Source organism: Bacillus sp. FSL K6-3312 (assembly GCF_038007485.1).
Classification (GTDB): domain Bacteria; phylum Bacillota; class Bacilli; order Bacillales; family Bacillaceae; genus Bacillus; species Bacillus pumilus.
On record NZ_JBBOXI010000001.1, the window covers coordinates 1892254 to 1914582 of the forward strand.

Sequence of the window (22329 nt, forward strand, 5' to 3'; positions counted from 1 at the left end):
TAGCACCCATTAAGGTGCTAGCTTTTTTTCTTTTCATTTTCAGCATTTCCTCTCTTTGACCAATACGTCGCAAGCCAGGAACCAGATAAATTATGCCACACACTAAAAATGGCACTTGGTACGGCTGCAAGTGGCGAGAAGTGTGCTGTCGCTAGAGCTGCACCAAGTCCAGAGTTTTGCATGCCTACTTCAATCGAGATGGCTCTTCGAGAAGGGATATCCATTTTGCACCACTTTGCAATAAGGTAACCAAATAAAAGACCAAGTCCATTATGTAAGATAACAACGGCCAATATCAGCAGCCCAGATTGAAGAATCTGCTCTTTATTTGCACTGACAACCGCTGCAATGATCACTACAATTCCGGCGACAGACACAAGCGGTAGTGCTTGAACCGCATAGGTCACTTGTTTTTTGAAAAACAATTTAACGATAACGCCTAAGATAATTGGGATCAACACAACTTGTACAATTGACAAAAATAGCGCTTCTGGCGATACAGGTAACCATGATCTTGCAAAGAATAAAATAAAGACAGGTGTTAAAAATGGAGCAAGAAGGGTCGATAAGGTGGTGACGGCTACAGATAATGCCGTATTTCCTTTCGCCAAAAAGGTCATCACATTGGATGCTGTACCGCCTGGGCAGCAGCCCACAAGAATAACGCCTACTGCAATTTCAGAAGGAAGCTGTAATCCGTAAGCTAATAGAAAGGCAATAAGCGGCATGAGTGTGTACTGCGCCAGGACCCCAATCAGCACATAGAGAGGTTTTCGAAACAGCTCTTTAAAATCTTCAGCAGACAGGGTAAGCCCCATCCCAAACATAATAATACCGAGTAAAAAAGGAATATAAGGTCCAATCTTAGAAAATTCGGCAGGAAAGGCAAATCCAAGACACGCAAATAAAATGACCCAAATCGCAAAGGTTCTTCCTGCAAAGTGACTAATGGTTAATAAAATCTTCATTCATTGCTTCAGCTCTCTTTCCTCACATATCTTTCTTATTTTAAATGAATTTTCTGAAAAAACAACCCGTTCTTTAGATTGGTGACAATAATAAAATTATGTAAACTAAAAAATGCGCCACATAAGCATTTGCCTACATGGAGTAAAGTCTCAAAAAGGTGTTCATTTGACTTGTTGCGCTTGCTCAAGTTGTGCTTAAGGTTCACACCAATCCATTTCTGCCTGTTTGTGCAAAATCCTCACTTATCTATAACGAAAATAATTAAATCCAAGCAAGAATTCTGTTTTTTTGTATTGTAGAACTTTTGACTGTCCAGAATTAATGAAAAACGAATCATTTTTGAAGTTCGAATAATATATTCGTGACTTGACATGACTAAGAGTTGTGATTATAATTGTCGTGACAACTATAATCACAACTACTATATAGGAGGGCAACCTTGAAATTAGAAAAATATATTGGCGTTAATGTACAGCGCGCGGCACTAAAACTGAATAATTACTACCAAAAGGTAGTCAATCCGTTTGACATCACAGTGGATCAGTGGGAAATACTAATCGTCCTATGGGAAAAAGAAGGGATTACTCAAAAAGAACTTGCCGAGAGGCTACACAAGGACCAAACAAATGTTGCACGAATGCTGTTTAAGCTTGAAAAGAAGGGATTTATTTATCGTGTGGTTCATGAAACGGATAGAAGGTCTTTGCGTTTATATTTAACTCCTAAAGGACGAGATATTAAAGATGAAATTCTTGCTCCTTCAATTGAAGCATATAATAACACCATACAGGGGTTATCCGAAAAAGAAGTTGAAATGTTTAGAAGGGTTCTTAGTGTAATGTATAACAACGTAAAAGATCTATAGCCCAAAGAGAAGTCTCTCTTGAAGTGATTCTCTCCACATTGAGGGGAGAATCACAATTGGACATCATATTTAACTTTTCAGGCTATATAGTTGCTGCAACAATTATAGCTTCGACAACTAAAACCTTATTCTAAAGGAGAGTTACAAGATGAAAATAAAACTTAAAGAAATAGGGGTTTTCGACGCCAAATACAGAGCTTTGACCATCGGGATTATTCTTGCTGTAACTACCGTTGCGTTTGAAAGTTTAGCTGTTGTTACGATTGCTCCGAGCTTAGCTCAAAAATTGAATGGGCTCCATTTGTACGGCTGGATATTCAGCTCTTTTCTTTTGGCACAAATCCTTGGAACGATGATTATAGGAACACGGATTAACAAAAACGGCGTATTTGCATCGTTTGGCATATCAATACTGTTTTTTGTGATCGGCATCGTGATTGCCGCCACTTCCGTGAATATGATTACCCTAATTATAGGGAGAGTGTTTCAAGGTTTTGGTGGCGGCGGCATCATTACGTGTGTGTATTACAGCATTACTTTAGGTTATCCCGATAAGCTAAGAACGAAAATACTTGCTTTGTTTTCCGGCGCATATATTTTACCTGCACTAATTGGTCCTTATATTGCTGGGCTTATAGCGGAGCAAATATCTTGGAGAGTTGTTTTTTGGCTTGTGCTTCCCTTCATTGGTTTGGCTGTCATGCTGACGCTTCCTGCTTTTCGTAAATTTTCAGTTAGAGTAACTACCCCTTCCAAGAATAACCGAAAAGAAGGTTTTGCAGTGCTACTGACTATTGGAACGGGAATGTTTCTGGCTGGGCTAAGTTTTATAACCGATTGGAAAGGAATCGTACTTTTGGTAGCGGGCTTGTTTATCATGATACACCCTTTGCGAAAGCTGCTGCCTGAGGGTACCTTAAGTGCAAGAAGAGGTTTACCGGCTACGATTGCTTCAAGAGGATTCTTTGTTGCTAGTTATAATGCGACCGAGAGCTATGTTGTCCTGGCTTTAACAGATGTGAAAAAGCTTCCTGCAGATATGGCGGGGTTAATTGTAGCTGCGGGTGCATTAAGCTGGTCAGCGGCAGCCTGGCTTCAGTCAAAGTTAGATGCTAAAGACCATGGGATGGGCCGAAAGAAACGAGTAACCGTTGGTATTGGATTTATGGTCATTGGAGTTGCTGCGGTCATTCTCGCTGTTAGCCTCCCTGAAGGGGGGATCGTATTTGCAGTGATTTCACAGCTTTTCACTGGGTTTGGTATCGGTTTGGCACATCCTACGACTGGAGCGATTGCACTGCAACACACGAAAACAGGTGAAGAAGGAGAAATATCTGCCAGTCTTCAGTTTACAGATGCATTTAGTCCGGGGCTAAGCATAGGAGTCGGCGGAGCCCTCATTGCTGTTAGTCAATCACTAAATTTGGGGATGTTGACGGGAATTATATTGGCTCTGTCTCTTCAATTTCTTTTCGTTCTCTTGAGCTTTACGATTTCCTTTCGTATCAAGCAAGCGAAAGCCTCGAAGGATTAACCGATTCTGTTCTGAAAACCGAAAAATTGAATATGCCCCTTTATTGAATGGGCGGTGCGAGGCAGTTTACAGTCGGACGTGAATATTGTGGTGGTTAAAAAAACGTTCAGGTCATCCTGGCATGATGGGCTAGATGCTACCAAGGATAATCTTACAAAAAAATAGCACCATATGATGTAGGCGGACAGTCAAAAGCTCCACATTTTTTCTGTTGTCCCAAATGATTGATAAAATGGTTTTAAGTGCATGGAAAAATGAACGATTTAAGAATCATATTAAAAAGCTTATAAAGAAGCCGCATATTTTTTACGGGTGACAGCGCATCGAATTAGGGAGTTAAATTGAGATGACGGAAGTACAGTGCTATATTCCGTTTTACCCTTGTATGACCATTTGAACGGGATATTCGGGTTTCTCAAAAATCGCTGAATCCCTTGTTATATATTGGGACAATTTAAAGGTCAAAGGTTTCAGAAAATGGCTCGTATAAAAAAGTATTCATGTGCCTACTTGCCACATGCAATCACAAAAAAGCCGATGACATTGCCATCGGCTTTGCTGAGTGTACATTAATCTTGGAGGTTAATCCATACACTTTTCACTTCAGTGTAATTATTCAACGCATACGAACCCATTTCTCTGCCTAAACCTGATTGCTTATATCCTCCAAACGGGGAGGCAGCATCAAAGACGTTATAGCAGTTGACCCAAATCGTGCCTGCTTCAAGACGTGCAGCAATATCATGGGCATGCTTTAAGTTTTCTGTCCAAAGTCCTGCGGCTAATCCATAGTCAGACTGGTTGGCTCTTTCGACCACTTCATCAATGGAATCGTAAGGAATCGCAGATAGGACAGGTCCAAAGATTTCTTCTTTTGCGATGGTCATGTCATCTTCTACATCTTTAAAAACAGTAGGGGAGACAAAATAACCAGCCTCATAAGGGCAATCGCCACCGACAACGGCTGTTGCACCTTCTGATTTACCTTTTTCAATATAGCCTAACACGCGCTCGTGCTGTTCTTTACTTACGAGAGGTCCGATTTGCGTATCTTGATGAAGACCGGCTCCTTGTTTGAGGGATGTCGCATATTCAGCCATTTGATCGACAACCTCATCATATTGACTCCGGTGAACAAAGACCCTCGAACCTGCAGAGCAAACCTGACCTTGGTTAAACATGACGCCGTTTAAAGCACCTGGAATGGCTTTCTTTAAATCTGCATCTGGTAAAATAATGTTTGGTGATTTTCCGCCAAGTTCTAATGTGACCCTCTTAATGGATTTGGCTGCTTTCTCCATGATGAGTTTCCCAACACTTGTTGACCCCGTGAAGGCAAGCTTATTCACATCAGGGTGATCGGTTAACGCATTCCCGGCTGTTTCGCCAAATCCAGGTACGATGTTAATCACACCTTCTGGGAAGCCGGCTTTATCCACTAATTCAGCTAAATAAAGCGCAGAGAGGGGTGTTTGTTCTGCTGGTTTTAATACGATGGTGCAGCCTGTCGCAAGTGCAGCACCCATTTTCCACATGGCCATAAGTAGCGGGAAGTTCCAAGGTATGATTTGTCCAACAACGCCAACAGGCTCATGACGGGTATAATTAAAGTATCCTTGGCTGACAGGAATGGTTTGCCCACTTATTTTGGTTGTCCAGCCCGCATAATAGCGCATATGCTCGATTGCGAGAGGGATATCTGCATTGGTTGTTTCATTAATTGGCTTTCCGTTATCTAAAGTTTCGAGCTGAGCGAGCTCTTCTTGGTTTTCTTCCATTAAATCGGCAAGCTTGAACATGAGCCGGGCGCGTTCTGCGGCAGACATGGAGCGCCAAGGACCATGAAAGGCTTTTTTGGCTGCTTTTACTGCCTCATCAATGTCTTTTGCACCTGCTTCATATACATCAATAAGGGTTTCACCTGTGGCTGGGTTAGGAGTTGAAAAGGTTTTGTTATCGTGACTTGTGACAAACTGACCATTAATGTAGAGTTTTTTCGTCCCTTGGAGAAAATATTCGAGTTTTGAACTAATTTGAAGTGTTGTAGAGCTCATAAATAAACAAACCTCCTTAAAGATATGGATTGTTCTGCGAGTTCTAGGTGAAAAAGCGGACCTGAAGCAAATGATCTAGTATACGCACATGGATGTAAACGTATACATTCATCATATTACACCACATGTACGAAAGCAATCCATAACACTCATTGCATTTCATGAAAAATTGGCTACAATAAATGTATAGATGAAAAAAGGAGTTTTTAAATCATGATCCATCAAAACTGGCAAACGGCTCAAACGTTAAAACAAGTAAAATGTATACATACGAATGCGAAAAAATATATGGTCGACCGTGCACTAACGGTTGGAAGTACATATGAAGTGAAAAATGAAACAGAAGAATTCCTGTTTGTCGTTGATAATACAGGTAAAGTAGGCGGGTATTATAAAGAGTATTTCGAAGACTTTTCTGCTGAATGATTTTGGTGATCATCACTCATACTAAGAAAAACAGTAAAGGGTGATGATGATGAAAAAGAAGCAAACAGATGAGCAGAATCAACAAAATGCTTGGCATGATAACGAAGATGCTGATATGGCAATTACGCTTGAGCAGATTTCCGATGTATATGCCGAGGGAACCATTGAAACACCAAAAGACGAATAGTCCAGATTGTTGACAAAGTGCTAAAATGATTTTTATTTTAGCACTTTGTCTTCTTTTCAGCGTGACATGAAAACCTTTGCAGCCCTAGGAAGGACGAGTACCGGCGCGGAGCGAATTTCACATTCGTGAGCACCGGCGCGCAAGGACTGACAAAGAATGCGAGGGTTTGTCTACACGCTGACAGTGATTTGAAAAAATCACTGTTTTTTTATTGGTCACAATTCAACCATTTTTCTCAAAAAGAACTGAAACTTTTTTCCTGCTTTAACTGTCTAAATAAGTAGAGGAAAGAGCATCGAATCAAAAAGAAAAAGTTAAATGAAATTTAATCTATTCGTAATGGAATAACGACTATTTATAGCGTATTCTATAAGTGAGAACAAAACGTATCCACAGAGCGTGTGGGCGTTTTTTCATAAAGGAATTTGATGGAGGAAGAGGGGGTTTACGTGGGTATTTTTTCTGTCAGTAAACAAAATGATAAGAAATTCGAATCCTTACTAATTGAAGGGGAAAGAATTGAAGCTGTTTACAGACTGCGTCACGACCAAATTTGTTTCACCAATAAACGACTGATCTTTGGCGATAACCGCGTATTTTCTAAGAAGAAAGTCAGGGTCTCCTTGCCGTATCGATCAATTGAAAGTTTTGCCATTCAAGAAGCTGGCGTGTTTGATCAGGACACAGGTATGCTGCTTGTCACAAGCTCAAAAGTATTTGAACTCGATTTTTCAAAAGAGACGGATTTGAGTGATGTGCAAGCCATTTTGACAAAACATCTTTGCTGATCAACCTTGCGATTACATAGATCACATGCACTTTTCTCATTCTACTTTTTTAATAGATCGCACATTGCTTGAGCCCTTCCCCATATTTTCTGGGAAGGGCTATTTTGTTTAGGTGTTTGAATGATAGCAAAAAAGGATAAAGATGAAACAGATACAGAAAGGAGAATGAACAATGAAAGTATTAGTTGCTGGAGCAAATGGACATACAGGTAGACTCGTCATTCGTTATTTAAAAGAAAAAGGACATGAGCCGCTTGCTCTCATTCGAGATGAAAAACAAGTGGATGCGCTAAAAGAACTAGGTGCAGCGCCTGTCATCGGTGATCTTGAAAAGGATGTGACAGATGCTGTGAAACAAGCAGATGCTGTCATCTTTGCAGCTGGTTCAGGCTCAAAAACAGGTGCAGATAAGACGATTGCAGTGGATCAAGAAGGTGCAAAACGTCTTGTTGACTCAGCAAAAAAAGAAAACATTCAGCATTTTGTGATGCTCAGTTCCTATAATGCCGATGATCCAAACCAGGGAAAAGGGCAAGGTAGTATGGAAATTTATTATGAGGCAAAAAGAAAAGCAGATGAACACCTAAAACAGTCTGGGCTTTCCTATACCATTGTCCGTCCTGGTGCCTTGCTGCATGAGGAAAAGACAGGAAAGATCGAAGCAGCGGAGCATATTCCAGATGATCAAAACATTGAGATTTCAAGAGAGGACGTAGCCACTGTGCTTGTGGAAAGCTTAACAGAATCCAATGTGAAAAATAAATCCTTTGACTTAATTAAAGGAGATAAACCATTAGAAGAAGCACTTCGTACCTTGTAAGAGAAGAAAGCTGCTGCCAATAAGGCGGCGGCTTTTTTGATGTTTTCAATTCCCTTGCAGCGGGAAGGTAATAAGAAAGGAGTGATTGACCGTGGGCTTAACGAAAGAACAAAAAGCTGATTTATACGAAAGATTGAATCAATTAAAGGAAGATGTAAAAGGGTCAAAAAAGAAAGAAGAATCTATGCTAAGTGAATCCAGCGAGATTTCAAATGGTGTTGGAAATCATATCGCTGATCATGGGAGCATCTATTTAGACCGCATGACCGAACAAACACTGGACCAAGTTGATGGCCAGCTTGAAGCTGAAATTGATGCAGCCCTGAAACGAATGGAAGACGGAACATATGGGGTCTGTGAGAAAACAGGGAAAGACATTCCGTATGAACGTTTAAAAGCAGTTCCCTATACACGCTATTCAATCGATGCGAAGAAAAATGAAGAAACCACTCAAGACCCAAACGAGTTTGACCGTAATTTCTCTGATCAAATGCGTGATTTAACAAATAGACAAACAATGGATCAGATGCATTCAGATACGTATGAACGATTAGAGGAAGAGCAGGATGTTGACATAGACGATGAAAAATAGGGTAATAAGTGTAAGTTACATTTTTTTAGAATAATTTTTTCTTATGTGTACAAGGACAAAACTTTTGTATACACGAGTCTTTTATAGAAAAAAGATCTCTTGAAATTTAATAAACTTTCGTGTAATATAGTTTAAAGGCTGCGATGCGCGTAATGTTAATTAAGTTTTAACCTTTAAGCTGTAATAGGGAGTTTTATATTGAAGCCGGAATGTCATGCCTCTTTAGAGAGGAAGACAGGAACGTTTCTGCAAACACCCACTTTGAGGAGTGGTGGTTTAAAACTTTCTTACTTAGATTACGGCATCCGCAGCTTTTCCTAGGATGATTCAAGCCATTTTCCATTTCGGAAAATGGCTTTTTATTTTGTAAAAAGACGAAATTCAACTGATCGCCTGTAGAGGCAAGAATCTATGTTAAAATGGACAAAACAAATGACAGAGAGGGAATTGGATGTTAGAACAAGCAGAAGCACTCCTGAAACAATATTATGGCTTTGATGCCTTTAGAAAAGGACAGAAACAAGCCATTGAAGCGATTGTAAATAAACAAAAGGATACCGTCTGCATTATGCCGACAGGCGGAGGGAAGTCAGTTTGCTATCAGATCCCTGCACTAATGATGGAAGGTACAACGATCGTGGTATCTCCGCTTATTTCTTTAATGAAGGATCAGGTTGATGCGTTAAATGAGATGGGCATACGTTCTTCCTTTTTAAACAGCACTCTGTCCGCAGCTGAAATGAATGAAAGGCTGAAAAAATGCGAAAAAGGGGAATATGAACTGCTTTATATCACACCTGAACGCTTACAAAATGAACGTTTTTTTCAGCTGTTAGATCGGTTAACGATTCCTTTAATTGCGATTGATGAGGCGCACTGTATATCCGAGTGGGGACATGATTTTAGGCCAAGTTATCGCTTCATTCAAGAATGCTTGAACAAGCTGTCAAAAAGACCGGTGATTGTCGCATTAACAGCTACAGCGACGAAAAAGGTCCATCAAGATATATGTGAACAGCTTGGTATCAACGAAGAAGAAACCATCTTTACTGGGTTTGCTAGAGAAAATTTGTCCTTTCAAGTGATCAAAGGAGAAAACAGTGAACGTTTCATCACACAATATATGAAGAAAAACAGTCTTGAGTCTGGCATTATTTATACCGCCACTCGTAAAGAAGCGGATAACATTTATCATCGACTAAAAAAACAAAAGATCAAAGCTGGTGTTTATCATGGTGGATTGGATGATCATACGAGAGAAGAGCAGCAAAACCTCTTTTTAAATGATGATATCCAGGTGATGGTCGCCACATCAGCATTTGGCATGGGAATCAATAAGTCGAATGTACGTTTTGTGATCCATCATCAAATTCCAAGGGATATTGAAAGCTACTATCAAGAAGCTGGCCGTGCCGGCAGAGATGGGCTTGAAAGTGAATGCATTTTACTGTTTTCACCTCAAGGTGTAAGAGTGCAGCGCTTTCTCATTGAGCAGTCAATAGAAGATGAGACGCGCTACCAGCATGAGCTGCTTAAATTAAGGCAAATGGTGGATTACTGTCATACTGAGCAATGTCTGCAGCAATTTGTGATGGATTATTTTGATCAAACAGCTAGTTCGTCTTGCGGTAAATGCAGCAACTGCCTTGATGAAAGAGAGCGTGAAGAGGTCACAAGAGAAGCACAGATGGTGTTATCTTGTACAGTGAGAATGAATGAGCGATTCGGTAAAATGATGATCGCCCAAGTATTGGCAGGCTCTAAAAATAAAAAAGTGCTAGAGCTAGGTTTCGATCGTCTCCCTACATATGCTTTAATGAAACAACATTCGGCTCAGCAAATCAGTGACTTCATTGAATTTTTAATTACAGAAGAGTATTTGCACATGTCTGAAGGTGCTTACCCAACACTGAAGGTGACCCATAAAGGGAAGAAAGTGTTAGTTGGACAAGAGACAGTGTATAAAAAGCAGGCGATCAAAGCAGAGGCCATTCAAGAAAATGATGCATTATTTGAGCGATTGAGAGCGCTGAGAATGAAGCTAGCTAGAGAGCAAGGCGTCCCGCCATTTGTTGTATTTTCTGATCAAACATTGAAGGAAATGTCAGCTGTAGAGCCTAAAACAGATGATGAATTACTCCAAATTAAGGGGATTGGCGCTCAAAAAAGAGAGAAATATGGAGATGTTTTTTTAGAAGAAATTCGTTTATTTATAGAAAAAGAGAAAAAATAAAGAGTTTGAAGAAGAAAAATAAATTTTTTTCGCTGTACTTGGACGCGTTTTCATCAGGTCATTTTCAATCCTTGTAAAACCTTGATATGGCGGGGAATCAAGCCGTTTTGTGGTCTGATTTACCAATGGAGAGAGATGTTTCATGTAAAGGAACTGTAATCTAAAACATATCGTTTTGTTATTGAATTGACATTTACATATGTTACGATAGCACTCGTTAGCCGCCATAAAAAGCTAACAAGGGAGGATTTACTTTATGAAGAAGACTATTATGTCCTTGGTTGCTGTTGCAGCAATCTCAACAACAGCATTTGGAGCGCAGCAAGCTTCTGCAAAGGAAATCACTGTACAGAAAGGTGATACACTTTGGGGAATCTCACAAAAAAATGATGTGTCTCTAAAGGACCTAAAGGGTTGGAACAATTTATCTACTGATATGATCTATGTAGGTGATAAATTGACAATCTCTTCAAAAGAGAAAACTCAGGAGCAGTATAAAGTCCAGAAGGGGGACAGCCTCTGGAAAATCGCTCAAAAATTCAATGTGTCAATTAGCGATATTAAGTCTTGGAATAACTTAAACTCAGATATAATTATGGTTGGTTCAACACTAAGTGTTGCTGGCCAAAGCTCGGCTCCGGTAAGCTCAGAACCTGTTCAAAAACAGGAACCTGTCCAAAAAGAGCAAACAACGAAAAAAGCTGCTCCTAAAAAGGAAACAGCTAAAGCAGAATCATCTTCTGCTAGTCAGAGTGTACAAAAAGAAATGACTGTTACGGCTACGGCTTATACAGCAAATGATGGTGGCATCTCAGGTATCACTGCAACAGGGGTAAACTTAAACAAAAACCCAAATGCAAAAGTAATTGCAGTAGATCCTAATGTCATTCCATTAGGAAGTAAGGTTTATGTTGAAGGCTACGGTGAAGCCATCGCAGCAGATACTGGCGGCGCAATTAAAGGTAACAAAATTGATGTACATGTACCAAGCAAATCCCAAGCGAAAAATTGGGGCGTAAAATCAGTCAAAGTAAAAGTACTTAACTAGTAAACAATTGTTTTTTGGAAGAAAGCATCAGGTGGCGGCCTGATGCTTTTATTATACCTTTTTTTGGTCAGAAATACACATATTTTTCTGAAAAATTTGCATTTTCGACAAAAAGCAGCGCATATCTTATGATACACGCTGGTTTTTGTCGTTAGCTGTCCACCCAATAAATTTCTCCGCTTTGTTCTTTCCAATTGATCTGGACATCAAATTGATGCTTTTCATAAAAATGAATCAAGCGATCCACGTGATCCCAGTCTCTTTTGACGAGGTCGCCAGTAATCACTGGGATGTTCTGATCTCTTGCGATTTCTTTTAAATGCTTCATGCAGATGGAGCCATACCCATTATCTGGCGGACCTTTAATATCGGCAATATGAATCTTTCCTTCTTCAGGATATTCCGCAATTAAGGAAAAATCAGATTGTCCGCGAAAAGCTTTTTCACAATCGCTGAGCATAATTTTACATGTATCTGCACTTTCAATGGCAGAGACGATCAGCCACTCATCTTCTTTCGCTTGATCGATGCCAATGATTTTTGCTTTTTTCGAAATATCTTTCATCTTTTCTTGCATTCGATACATTTGGAACTGCAATTGCTGTAATTCTTGCTCTAACGTCTTCACATCTTTGGCTGTTTCCTGTAAGATTGACAAGTCCATTACTCCTTTCCTATCAGCAATGATAAAAATCACATAAATTCCAATTTTAAAGGAAGTGGATGGATCTTTCAAGCCGTTAGAACGCCTGCAACCTGCAAGTTTGTCTAAAATTCGACGAAGACAGCGAATTCATTGACTTTATAGAGAAATTTAAATAACATACTCTTAGTCGGAACTAATAAAGAGAGGTTTTCAAACATGAACGAACAGAATCAGAAACCGAAAAATTTCACTGGTGTTGTGATCATTTTAACAATTGCCATCAACGGATTAATCGCTTTATTATTTTTAATGCCAAAATCAGATAAATTTAGCCATCTGGATATTACATTTTTGCCGTTACTTAATGCCGTGATGAACAGCTTTACGTTTATCTTTTTACTTTCAGCACTCATCATGATTAAACAAAAGAACATTAAAGCGCATCGACGATTTATCTTTGCTGCATTTTCAACGACACTTGTCTTTTTAATTTCGTATGTGACCTATCACTCAATGGCAGCTGATACCCATTTCGGAGGAGAAGGGATCATCCGTCCAATTTACTTCTTTATTTTAATCACACATATCGTCTTATCAGCTGTCATTGTACCGCTTGCCCTGATTACGCTGTTTAGAGGTGCACAGATGCAAGTCGAGCGTCACCGTAAAATTGCTCGCTGGACAATGCCGCTATGGCTTTATGTCAGTCTCACTGGCGTCATTGTGTATATGATGATTTCTCCATACTACAGCTAACGTATGTCCAACTGGACATACGTTCTTTTATTTACAAGATGCAGTGCTTTGGATAAAATGGGAATTGGGTATCCGACTTGCACGGTATCTTCCCATCTATAGACTCACATCATTTCTGGCCGTTTGCTCGTTTGGAGAACAACAATTGAACGAAACGGGGGTTATATGATGACTGAACAACTGCAGTATAAACCGGGGCTTGAAGACATTGTGGCAAGCGAAACGTCTATCTCATACTTAGATGTGCAGCAAGAAGAGATTGTAATTCGCGGGTATGACCTCATCGAGTTGGCACAAAAAAAGACCTATTTAGAAACAGCCTATCTGCTTATTTATGGAAGATTGCCAGATGCGATGGAATATCACCAATTTCAGCAAGACATTTCCTCACAAACTAACTTACATCCAACCATTCAAACCATTTTAACAAAGCTGCCAAAAACCACCCATCCGATGGATGCCATGAGAACATGCCTATCTGCTCTTAGTGGGTACGATGATGCATTACAAGATCGATCAGAAGCATGCCAGCAAAAGCGTGCTGTTCGATTACTCGGCCAGCTGCCGGCCATTGTCGCTGGAAGCTATCATATTCTCACAAAAGACGCCGCTATTTCTCCAGATCAGACCAAATCCTACACTGAAACCTTTTTAACCATGCTAACAGGACGTACGCCAACCCAAGACGAAATCACCGCTTTTGACCAAACACTCACATTATATAGTGAACATGAGCTGCCTAATTCAACGTTTGCCGCTAGAGTCATCGCATCCACACATTCTGATATGTATGGTGCTTTTACTGGAGCAATTTCTTCATTAAAAGGTGACTTGCACGGAGGAGCGAATGAAGCTGTCATGCATATGCTTCTCGAAGGGAAAACAACGGAAGGCTTCCTTGCGCTGATTGAGCGGAAATTAGCAGCAAAGGAAAAAATGATGGGCTTTGGCCATAGGGTATACATGAGAAAAATGGACCCAAGAGCCGCTCTTTTAAAACGATCATTGAAAACGCTTACGGAATCAAAGGGAGATACAGCGCTTTATGACATGTGTGTAGCAGGAGAGGCATACATGAAAGAGAAGAAAAACCTCTATCCGAACCTTGATTATTACGCCGCACCTATTTATTACGAGCTCGGGATTCCAATTTCACTTTATACACCGATTTTCTTTGCTGCAAGGGCAAGTGGATTAGCTGCTCATGTCATTGAACAGCATTTGCATAATCGCATTTTCAGACCGAGAGTCCGTTATTTAGGGCCAAGAGGATTAAAAGTTTCAGATGATGATGGAAAAATGGGGGAATGAACATGAATAAAACAGCAGTCGCCAATCAAACGGATCAGCTATTAGAAGAAATCGCAGCCTATGCAGTAGACGGGGAAATTACGAGTAAAGAAGCCATTGAAACGGCACGCTATGTGCTCATAGACACACTTGGCTGCGGAATGCTGGCGCTCAATTTTCCTGAATGTACGAAGCATCTTGGACCGATTGTACCTGGAACAGTTGTACCTAATGGAGCAAGAGTTCCAGGTACTTCCTTTGTGCTAGATCCTGTTCAAGCGGCTTTTGATATAGGCTGTATGATTCGCTGGTTAGATTATAATGACACGTGGCTTGCAGAGGAGTGGGGACATCCGTCAGATAACTTAGGCGGAATATTAGCTGTAAGTGATTACATCAGCAGAACACGGCTTGCAAACGGAGAAGAGCCGCTTTCGATGAATGACGTACTACATGCGATCGTCAAAGCACATGAAATTCAAGGCGTGCTGGCTTTAGAAAATTGTCTGAATCGCAATGGCTTGGATCATGTGCTATTTGTCAAAGTAGCAACAAGTGCTGTTGTATGTGCATTGCTTGGTGGAACAAAGGAAGACGTGCAGCATGTTTTATCGCAAGCGTTTGTTGATAATTCACCGCTTAGAACATACCGTCATGCCCCGAACACAGGATCAAGGAAATCATGGGCAGCGGGTGATGCAACAAGCCGCGGGGTGAGACTCGCAATGATGACACTCAAAGGGGAAATGGGCTATCAAACGCCGCTTAGTGCAGAGAAGTGGGGCTTTGAAGATGTTCTGATGAAAGGGAAATCTCTCACACTTGCTCAGCCGCTAGGATCATACGTCATCGAAAATGTGCTTTTCAAAATTGCTTATCCTGCTGAGTTTCATGCCCAAACGGCTGCAGAGGCTGCTATGATCCTGCATGACGCTGTAAAAGGTCGATTAGATGACATTGACCGAGTAGAGATTACAACACATGAATCAGCGATTCGGATTATCGATAAGAAGGGACCGCTGTATAATCCAGCAGACCGCGATCATTGCTTGCAATATATTACTGCGATTGGATTGATCTATGGTGAGCTCACAGCTGACCATTATGAAGAAGAAACAGCGCAAAATCCGGTCATTGATCGTCTCCGGGATCAAATGGTCATCAAAGAAGATAAACAATATACAGCGGATTATTTAGATCCGAAAAAGAGATCCATTGCAAACAGTGTGCAGATCTTCTTTAAAGACGGGACGATGACAGACCGAATCGAAATTGAATATCCACTTGGTCATCGCAGAAGAAGGCAGGAAGGGATTCCTCTGCTTGAAAAGAAATGGCTCTATCATTTGAAGACGAGATTTCCACAAAAACAAGTGGATCAAATTGTGTCACTCTGTCAAAATCCAAATCAATTAAAAACAACAACCGTACCAGCATTTATGGACCTATTCGTCATATAAGGGGGAACTAGTGTGTGGATCGTGAATGATGAATCAAGTCAAGCAGAATTAGCCTCAGCCTTTCAAGAACAAATGCACAAATCAGCTTTATTTCAAATTCCAGGCGTTCACGATGGAATGTCTGCGCTCTATGCAAAAAAAATGGGCTTCCAAGGGCTCTATTTATCCGGAGCCGCTTTTTGTGCCAGCAAAGGATTGCCTGATCTCGGCATGATCCATTCAACGGAAATGGCTGAAAAAGCGAAGGAAATCATTCGAGCTTCTCAGCTGCCGCTTTTGGTCGATATGGATACTGGCTATGGCGGTGTATTGAATGCTGCAAGGGCGGCAAAGGAAATGGTAGAAAGTAAGGTGGCAGCTGTTCAAATTGAAGATCAGCAAATGCCAAAAAAATGCGGACATTTAAACGGAAAATCGCTCGTTCCAGTAGAAGAAATGGTCGCAAAAATCAAAGCCATCAAACAAGCGGCACCAACGCTTTTGGTGATTGCGAGAACCGATGCAAGGTCCGTAAATGGGATGGAGGATGTCATCCGCAGGGCCAATCTTTACGTAGAAGCAGGAGCTGACGCTATTTTTCCTGAGGCACTCATCACAGCAGAGGACTTCACGCATGCGTCAAACAATATTAAAGGACCGCTTCTTGCAAATATGACGGAGTTTGGTAAGACGCCTTATTATCATGCAGACGAATTTTCTGTATTTGGCTTTCAAATGGTCATTTACCCTGTGTCATCACTCAGAGTCGCTGCAAAAGCGTATGAGCGTTTATTTACAGAAATCATGGAGAAGGGGACGCAGCAAGGAATGCTAAAGGACATGCAAACGAGACAAGAGCTGTATGAAACGATTCATTATGATGAATATGAGGAAATGGATCAGCATTTGGCGAAAACGATCCTGCCGGAAATCGGAAAAGAACAGCGATAAAATGAAAAGCACTTCCATTTAGGAAGTGCTTCAGCATGTAGACAAACCCTCGCATTCGTTGTCAGGTCTGCGCTCCGGTGCTCACGAATGTCAAATTCGCTCCGCTCCGGTACTCGTCCTTCCTAGACTTCAAAGGTTTTCAAGTCACGCTGAAAAGAAGACAAAGTGCTAAAATAAACATCATTTTAGCACTTTGTCAACAATCTAAGCACTTCCATTTAGGAAGTGCTTTTTTTACGATGATGGTGAGGATGACGAAGCCAATTTCATCTTTTCTTCAACTGTTTTCGTTTTTTCTTTAACTTTTTCAGCATATGTGAAGTCACCGAAGCAATATGGGTAGCGGAAGTTATCTTTGTTGCCTCCGCACGTATAGACTTCTGGGTTTCGTTTCACTTGCTTTTTAGAGTATTGCTTTGCCAATTTCTCGGAATGTTTTCCCCCGTTTTTTGCAACAAAATCAATATAGCCAATTCCCATATTATAGCTTTGGATAATGGTTTCCAAATCAACGCCTTTTTTCTTCCCATGCTTGTACATAGTAGAAAAATGATGGACTCCTTGTCTAATGCTTTTCTGAGGGTCATTGATTTCATTTCGTTTCAAACCAAGAGATTCAGAGGACTGCATTGGATCTCCGCCTCTGCCTTTTGATTCTTGATACATCATACCGAGGATTAACGCGGTATATTGATCTAAATCTTGATCTCTTAACTCTGTTTCTACAAGCGGTTTGAAATCATCCAATCTCGACAAAACAATTGATTCCGTATCAATCGGCAGCTTTTTTAACTCCTTTTGATTAAAGGACATGACAATGGCTACTAATACGAAAACAAACAGAAAAATCGTGAAGCAGCCTGAAATGGCAAAACATCCTGTTTTTTTCTTTTTCAAGGTCAGTTCACCCCTGTTTTGCCCCGCTTTTAAAAGGGAAGTACAGCCTTTTTATTATGCCATATCCTGCACAAGATACCAAGTGAAAACCTTTTAATCAATCGTACCCAAATGTAAATTCGGGTCTTGTTTTCAGTCTGTAGCAGAAATAAACAAAACCGATAATTAGCCAAAGCAAACCAATGATTAATGCATTTGTACTGATGCTCGTTAACAGCCATATACAAAAGGCCGTCCCGCACAGAGGAATCACTGCGTATCTCAATGTATTGAGTACACCTCTTTGTTTTTGTCTAATGAAATAGTACGCAAAAACAGATAAGTTCACTAATGTGAATCCAATCAACGCGCCGAAGCTGATAAAGGAATAAATGACTTCAAGTTCGCCAACGACTGCGGTTAAGGAGAAAGCGCCAATTAATAAAATATTAAAAACAGGGGTTTTTAATCTCGGATGAATATATCCGAAGAAACGCTTCGGTAACGACTCATCTCTACCCATTGCATATAATAGCCTTGCTGCACTTGCATGTGACGATAAGGAAGAAGAGATAACAGCGACCATTGTGCCAGCTAAAAAGAACGAGTGGAGAAAGGCACCGCCCACAAATTCCGCAATTTCAAGTGAGGCCGCATCGGGATGCTTGAACTGCTGAAAATTTGGAAATACTTGCTGCAAAAAATAAGACGTCAAGGTAAACAGTACGCCTCCAATGGCGACGGTTAAAAAGATGGCAAGTGGGATCGTCTTTTTTGGCTTAATGGTTTCCTCAGAAAGGGTCGAAATCGCATCAAATCCTAGAAACGAAAAACATAAAATGGTTGCTCCTGAAAAAATAAGCGCTGGATCTAAGCTCGCCGAATAAAAAGGCCGGGCGGACAATAATTCTCCGCTGCCTGCATTTTGCGTGAGCCCATACATAATAAACCCAACAAAAGTGACGGCGACAATGACCTGAAAGGTCACAAATAGTGCCGTGATGTTGGCTGTAAGCCGGATACCGATTACATTGACAGTCGTTATGGCGATAGCAAGTATGATGATCCAAATGTAATGAGGTACATCAGGAAAGGCTGCGGTTAAATAAGCACTTCCAATCGCAAAATTCACCATAGGCAAAAATAAATAATCCAGTAAAAGTGTCCAGCCTACAAGAAAGCCAACATGAGGATGTATACTTTTTTGCGCGTATGTATAAGCAGATCCTGCTTTTGGAAAAGCCTTCACCATATTCCCATAGCTAAGCGCTGTCAATAGTAATGCAAGTAACGTAAATATATAAGCTGTAGCAACGTGTCCTTTCGTCAGTTGAGCCACAATGCCGTATGAATCAAATACGACAAGTGGATCCATATAAGCAAGCCCGATCACAACAAGTGGAAAGACAGTCAGGCTGCGTTTTAGTCTTGGCTCTTCAGTCAATTTGCCTATCAGCTCCTCTAAAAAAATGAATAAATAATGCTCATTTTAAAAAGAATGCTACCAAGTGTCAATGCTATTTGAGTAAATCTTTTTTCTAAAGTGTGCTCTCTTTGCACGCCGGACGTTTTGGTATATGATGATACATAGAATAAGTCGTGATTTGACGGACAAGAAAGGTGAAGAAAAATGAAGGAAGAACTGAATACAAATCAAGAACAGGAAAGGATGGAGCTGGATGAAGAAAGTCTATTTCTTGTCTCCCAAACCTTTAAAGCTTTATCTGATCCGACACGTATTCGAATTCTGCACCTGCTGTCTCAAGGTGAACACTCGGTAAATGATATAGCAGAAACACTGAATCTCATGCAATCAACCGTTTCTCATCAGCTGCGCTTTTTAAAAAACCTTCGTCTCGTGAAATCTAGACGAGCAGGGACCTCGATTTTTTACAGCCCTGAAGATCAGCATGTGATGGAAGTGCTTGAACAGATGATTCACCATGCACAGCACGATTGATAAAAAACCTTCCTACTTTCATATAGGAAGGTTTTTATGCATGATGCACATGAGTTGATCTTTTATTTGCTTTCATCATGTGATAAGAAAAAACAATATAGTAAGCAGCTAGCAGAAAAAAGCTGAGCATGGTCAAGGCATCATCACTCACTATATGCTGATACAATTCAATGACATCGATCTTTGTCATTGAATGTTTTGTCAGTTCAACCAATTTAAAGGCAAATCTAGATAAAAACAAACATAAAATGAAGCTTTCAATCCATTTACTCGTTTTCATATACAGCCGGCCATTTTCTTCTTTCATGCGAATCGTCTGATAGGCATGAACAGCGAGGCTGCTTCCAAAAAGCATACCAATAGCGGCATAGATGATGATACTATGATTTTGCCATCCTTCTGATAGGAGAATAAGGGCAGAAAGTCCAAAGAGATACATTCTCAACAAAAGCCTGATAGGGCGTACAAGCTGATAGCGTCTCATTCGATTCATTCGAATGATCATGCAGATCAATATGATGATCCCAATCATGAACAACTGCCACACGTTATGTGTCATGATGCAACCTCCTCCTGCACGTGCAGGGATGTAAACGAATGCTGGCTGTTACTTATCTTTACCATTCTTTCTTTTTTTATCAAATCAAAACCTACATTTATGAAAAAGAGGAAAAGTCATGAAAATTGATCGCATTTTGTCTATTGTGATGCTGCTCATTAGCAAGAAGCAAGTTCAAGCGAAAGAGCTTGCTGAACTTCATGAAGTGAGCGTGAGAACCATTTATCGTGATATTGATACCATCAATCAAGCTGGGATTCCTGTTGTGACAACGCAAGGAGTAGGAGGGGGCATTTCACTTGTTGAGGACTATCGTTTAGAGAAAAAATTATTTACTGATGATGACATCGAGGTCATTTTAACAGCCCTCGAAAGCATGACGAGTGCCTATTCCTTTAAAGAAAGCGAACATGTACTGAAAAAAATCAAATCGCTTATTCCCACGCATACGTGTGAAAACGAAAAGCAGCATCATGTCTTCATTGATTTAAGCTCCTGGGGAAAAGACAGCCAGGCAGAAAAGAAGCTTCAGCTCATTCATACAGCTGCGTCAGCGCACCAATACATTCAGTTTACTTACCGCAATGCGAAAGGTGAAACACTTCCACGCAAAGTGGAGCCTTATACGCTCGTTTTAAAAGGGAGGCATTGGTATTTGTATGCGTTCTGTTGTGTAAAAAAAGCTTTTCGTCTGTTCAAGCTAACTAGAATGACGGGTCTTGTCACCATTTCAGGTTATTTTCAACCGAAAAGAATCAAAAACGAAGAAAAGCCTTGGAATGATTCTTGGCAAGAACAACCGTCGGTCAGCTCTGTCACGCTCAGGTTAACGGAAGCATCAGTGGGGAAAGTGAAGGAATGGGTAGATGAGAACGAATTGAATGTTTGTTCAGACGGCACTTACCTTGCCACCATTACCGTACCTCTTGATGATTGGTTAAATAGTTTCCTATTCCATTTAGGTCCAGATGTTGACATTCTTTCCCCGAAGCATGTCAAAGAAGCGTTTGACATTCAGTTGAAACAATTTCTCAAACGAATAGAAACTTGACACAATGTTGTCAGGTTTCTTTTTATATGATAGAAAAAAAGGAGATGAGAATGTATGTACGATATCGTGACATTAGAGAAACAATGGATGAAAGGGTTGTCTGTTCGAACAACAAACGAAATGGAGCAAACAAAAGAGCGGAAGATTGCTCCACTCTGGCAACAATTTTTTGCGCAGCAGCTTCACGGAGGGCAAGCGCCCGTCATAGGATTATATTCAGATTATGAAAAAGATGAGCATGGCTCTTATTTATTTACTGCTGGGCAATTCGTGGATCAGCAGGTAGAACATGTCATAGAGGTTCCTTCATCGACCTACGCAAAATTCCGAACGAGAAAGGGACCTATTGAAGAGGTTGTGTTGGAGACATGGCAGCAGATTTGGGCGTGGGATGAGCGCCATTACCGCACATATACAGGCGACTTTGAATGGTATGATGAAAGATCTATAGATCCAAAAGAAGCGCAAATTGATATTTATATTGCGGTTGATGAAGAAATGCTTGCTAAAACTAATATCATTAGTTAATATAAAACTAACAACATTAGTTTTAGGAGGACATATGATGAGATTGACAACTTTTGATCGCCTGCACCAGCTCACATTGATGCCGCGTCTATTTCCGGTAAATTGCTATGTATTTGAGGAAGAAAATGGACTGATATTAATTGATGCTGCTTTAAAAATGGCAGCAAGCTCGATCATTGAATTTGCGCACAAAAAAGACAAGCCAATCGACAAGATTATTCTCACTCATAGTCATATGGATCATATCGGTGCACTAGATGAAGTGAAAAAGGCTTTTCCAGAGGCAGTCGTTTATTTATCAAAACGCGATGCCCTCCTTTTTGAAGGTGATTTTTCCTTGCTTCCTGGTGAACCTCAGCAAAAAATTAAAGGCAGTTTTTCAAAAGACATTCACACAAAACCAGATGTGCTTGTCGAAGAAGGGGACGAGATTGGGTCACTTAAAGTCATCTCAACACCAGGACATACACCTGGAAGCATTTCTTTATACGATGAAAGGTCAGGGATTGTCATTGCAGGAGATGCACTTGTGACAAAAGGCGGTTTATTCGTAACGGGTGAGTTTCGCTTGACCTTCCCGTTCCCGGCTTTTGCCACTTGGGATGCAGAAACAGCACTCAAAAGTGCCGAAAAATTGCTGGCACTTCCCTTATCTTGTCTTGCAGTAGGACATGGTGATCTTATCATGGAACCTCATGCCAAGCTTCAAGCTGCCATAACAAAAAGGCAGCATCAGTTAAAGAAAGGGAGGCAGTAA

23 protein-coding genes and 1 other RNA gene are annotated in these 22329 nt (G+C 40.6%); 18 read left to right on the plus strand and 6 right to left on the minus strand.

Going from position 1 to position 22329, the window contains the following annotated elements:
- Positions 1–17 precede the first annotated feature (17 nt).
- Positions 18–968, minus strand: coding sequence for a bile acid:sodium symporter family protein (locus MHI11_RS09995; protein WP_340960981.1), 951 nt, complete (start codon positions 966–968; stop codon positions 18–20).
- A gap of 440 nt (positions 969–1408) precedes the next feature.
- Between MHI11_RS09995 and MHI11_RS10000 the strand changes: the two genes are divergently transcribed.
- Entirely contained in the window at positions 1409–1834 is a 426-nt protein-coding gene (locus MHI11_RS10000) for a MarR family winged helix-turn-helix transcriptional regulator (RefSeq protein WP_044141302.1), read from the plus strand.
- A gap of 148 nt (positions 1835–1982) precedes the next feature.
- Positions 1983–3368, plus strand: a complete 1386-nt coding sequence (locus MHI11_RS10005) for an MFS transporter (RefSeq protein WP_340960983.1) — start codon at positions 1983–1985, stop codon at positions 3366–3368.
- 569 nt (positions 3369–3937) lie between these two features.
- Here the strand turns inward: MHI11_RS10005 and MHI11_RS10010 are convergent.
- Positions 3938–5422, minus strand: coding sequence for an aldehyde dehydrogenase family protein (locus MHI11_RS10010; RefSeq protein ID WP_340960984.1), 1485 nt, complete (start codon positions 5420–5422; stop codon positions 3938–3940).
- 213 nt (positions 5423–5635) lie between these two features.
- Between MHI11_RS10010 and MHI11_RS10015 the strand changes: the two genes are divergently transcribed.
- From MHI11_RS10015 to MHI11_RS10050, 8 genes are all read left to right on the plus strand, one after another.
- Positions 5636–5848 carry a DUF6501 family protein gene (locus tag MHI11_RS10015; RefSeq protein ID WP_003215772.1) on the plus strand — a complete coding sequence of 71 codons (213 nt, stop codon included), beginning with the start codon at positions 5636–5638 and terminating at the stop codon, positions 5846–5848.
- A gap of 49 nt (positions 5849–5897) precedes the next feature.
- On the plus strand, positions 5898–6035 hold the full coding sequence (locus MHI11_RS10020; protein WP_223250615.1) for a DUF4025 domain-containing protein: 138 nt from the start codon (positions 5898–5900) through the stop codon (positions 6033–6035).
- 449 nt (positions 6036–6484) lie between these two features.
- Positions 6485–6823, plus strand: coding sequence for a PH domain-containing protein (locus MHI11_RS10025; RefSeq protein ID WP_024422682.1), 339 nt, complete (start codon positions 6485–6487; stop codon positions 6821–6823).
- Positions 6824–6995: 172 nt separating this feature from the next.
- A complete protein-coding gene (locus tag MHI11_RS10030; protein ID WP_340960985.1) occupies positions 6996–7643 on the plus strand; it encodes an SDR family oxidoreductase in 648 nt (215 codons plus the stop codon).
- Between the two features lie 91 nt (positions 7644–7734).
- Positions 7735–8235 (plus strand): TraR/DksA family transcriptional regulator, encoded by a 501-nt coding sequence (locus MHI11_RS10035; protein ID WP_340960986.1) that lies wholly within the window; start codon positions 7735–7737, stop codon positions 8233–8235.
- A gap of 132 nt (positions 8236–8367) precedes the next feature.
- Positions 8368–8553, plus strand: a non-coding RNA gene (gene ssrS, locus MHI11_RS10040) — 6S RNA.
- A 133-nt stretch (positions 8554–8686) separates the two neighbouring features.
- The gene (gene recQ / locus MHI11_RS10045; RefSeq protein ID WP_340960988.1) at positions 8687–10468 is read left to right on the plus strand and encodes a DNA helicase RecQ; all 1782 of its coding nucleotides are present in this window, start codon (positions 8687–8689) and stop codon (positions 10466–10468) included.
- 256 nt (positions 10469–10724) lie between these two features.
- Positions 10725–11516 carry a LysM peptidoglycan-binding and 3D domain-containing protein gene (locus tag MHI11_RS10050; protein ID WP_003216022.1) on the plus strand — a complete coding sequence of 264 codons (792 nt, stop codon included), beginning with the start codon at positions 10725–10727 and terminating at the stop codon, positions 11514–11516.
- Positions 11517–11667: 151 nt separating this feature from the next.
- Here MHI11_RS10050 and MHI11_RS10055 read toward each other — a convergent pair whose 3' ends face one another.
- On the minus strand, positions 11668–12174 hold the full coding sequence (locus tag MHI11_RS10055) for a hypothetical protein (protein WP_340911169.1): 507 nt from the start codon (positions 12172–12174) through the stop codon (positions 11668–11670).
- Positions 12175–12378: 204 nt separating this feature from the next.
- On the opposite strand from MHI11_RS10055, the gene MHI11_RS10060 reads away from it, so the two are divergent.
- The 4 genes from MHI11_RS10060 (at position 12379) to prpB (ending at position 16598) form a co-directional block, all read left to right on the plus strand.
- Positions 12379–12918 carry a DUF420 domain-containing protein gene (locus MHI11_RS10060; RefSeq protein ID WP_044141297.1) on the plus strand — a complete coding sequence of 180 codons (540 nt, stop codon included), beginning with the start codon at positions 12379–12381 and terminating at the stop codon, positions 12916–12918.
- 168 nt (positions 12919–13086) lie between these two features.
- The gene (gene mmgD / locus MHI11_RS10065; RefSeq protein ID WP_340911166.1) at positions 13087–14229 is read left to right on the plus strand and encodes a citrate synthase; all 1143 of its coding nucleotides are present in this window, start codon (positions 13087–13089) and stop codon (positions 14227–14229) included.
- A 2-nt stretch (positions 14230–14231) separates the two neighbouring features.
- Positions 14232–15668, plus strand: coding sequence for a bifunctional 2-methylcitrate dehydratase/aconitate hydratase (locus tag MHI11_RS10070; protein ID WP_044141295.1), 1437 nt, complete (start codon positions 14232–14234; stop codon positions 15666–15668).
- A 12-nt stretch (positions 15669–15680) separates the two neighbouring features.
- Positions 15681–16598: a methylisocitrate lyase gene (prpB, locus tag MHI11_RS10075; protein WP_185108868.1), complete on the plus strand. Its 918-nt coding sequence runs from the start codon at positions 15681–15683 to the stop codon at positions 16596–16598.
- Between the two features lie 234 nt (positions 16599–16832).
- On the opposite strand, the gene MHI11_RS10080 is transcribed toward prpB, so the two are convergent.
- Positions 16833–17495, minus strand: coding sequence for a lysozyme family protein (locus MHI11_RS10080; protein WP_044141293.1), 663 nt, complete (start codon positions 17493–17495; stop codon positions 16833–16835).
- Between the two features lie 97 nt (positions 17496–17592).
- A complete protein-coding gene (locus MHI11_RS10085) occupies positions 17593–18918 on the minus strand; it encodes an APC family permease (RefSeq protein ID WP_044141292.1) in 1326 nt (441 codons plus the stop codon).
- 186 nt (positions 18919–19104) lie between these two features.
- On the opposite strand from MHI11_RS10085, the gene czrA reads away from it, so the two are divergent.
- On the plus strand, positions 19105–19434 hold the full coding sequence (gene czrA, locus MHI11_RS10090) for a Zn(II)-responsive metalloregulatory transcriptional repressor CzrA (RefSeq protein ID WP_007500691.1): 330 nt from the start codon (positions 19105–19107) through the stop codon (positions 19432–19434).
- Positions 19435–19468: 34 nt separating this feature from the next.
- On the opposite strand, the gene MHI11_RS10095 is transcribed toward czrA, so the two are convergent.
- The gene (locus MHI11_RS10095; RefSeq protein ID WP_111912793.1) at positions 19469–19993 is read right to left on the minus strand and encodes a mother cell-specific membrane sporulation protein; all 525 of its coding nucleotides are present in this window, start codon (positions 19991–19993) and stop codon (positions 19469–19471) included.
- 118 nt (positions 19994–20111) lie between these two features.
- On the opposite strand from MHI11_RS10095, the gene MHI11_RS10100 reads away from it, so the two are divergent.
- The 3 genes from MHI11_RS10100 to MHI11_RS10110 are packed head-to-tail and all read left to right on the plus strand — an operon-like array spanning position 20112 to position 22329.
- Positions 20112–21044, plus strand: a complete 933-nt coding sequence (locus MHI11_RS10100; protein WP_340911158.1) for a helix-turn-helix transcriptional regulator — start codon at positions 20112–20114, stop codon at positions 21042–21044.
- A 54-nt stretch (positions 21045–21098) separates the two neighbouring features.
- Positions 21099–21572 carry a GyrI-like domain-containing protein gene (locus MHI11_RS10105; protein WP_050943935.1) on the plus strand — a complete coding sequence of 158 codons (474 nt, stop codon included), beginning with the start codon at positions 21099–21101 and terminating at the stop codon, positions 21570–21572.
- Between the two features lie 37 nt (positions 21573–21609).
- Positions 21610–22329, plus strand: coding sequence for an MBL fold metallo-hydrolase (locus tag MHI11_RS10110; protein ID WP_044141288.1), 720 nt, complete (start codon positions 21610–21612; stop codon positions 22327–22329).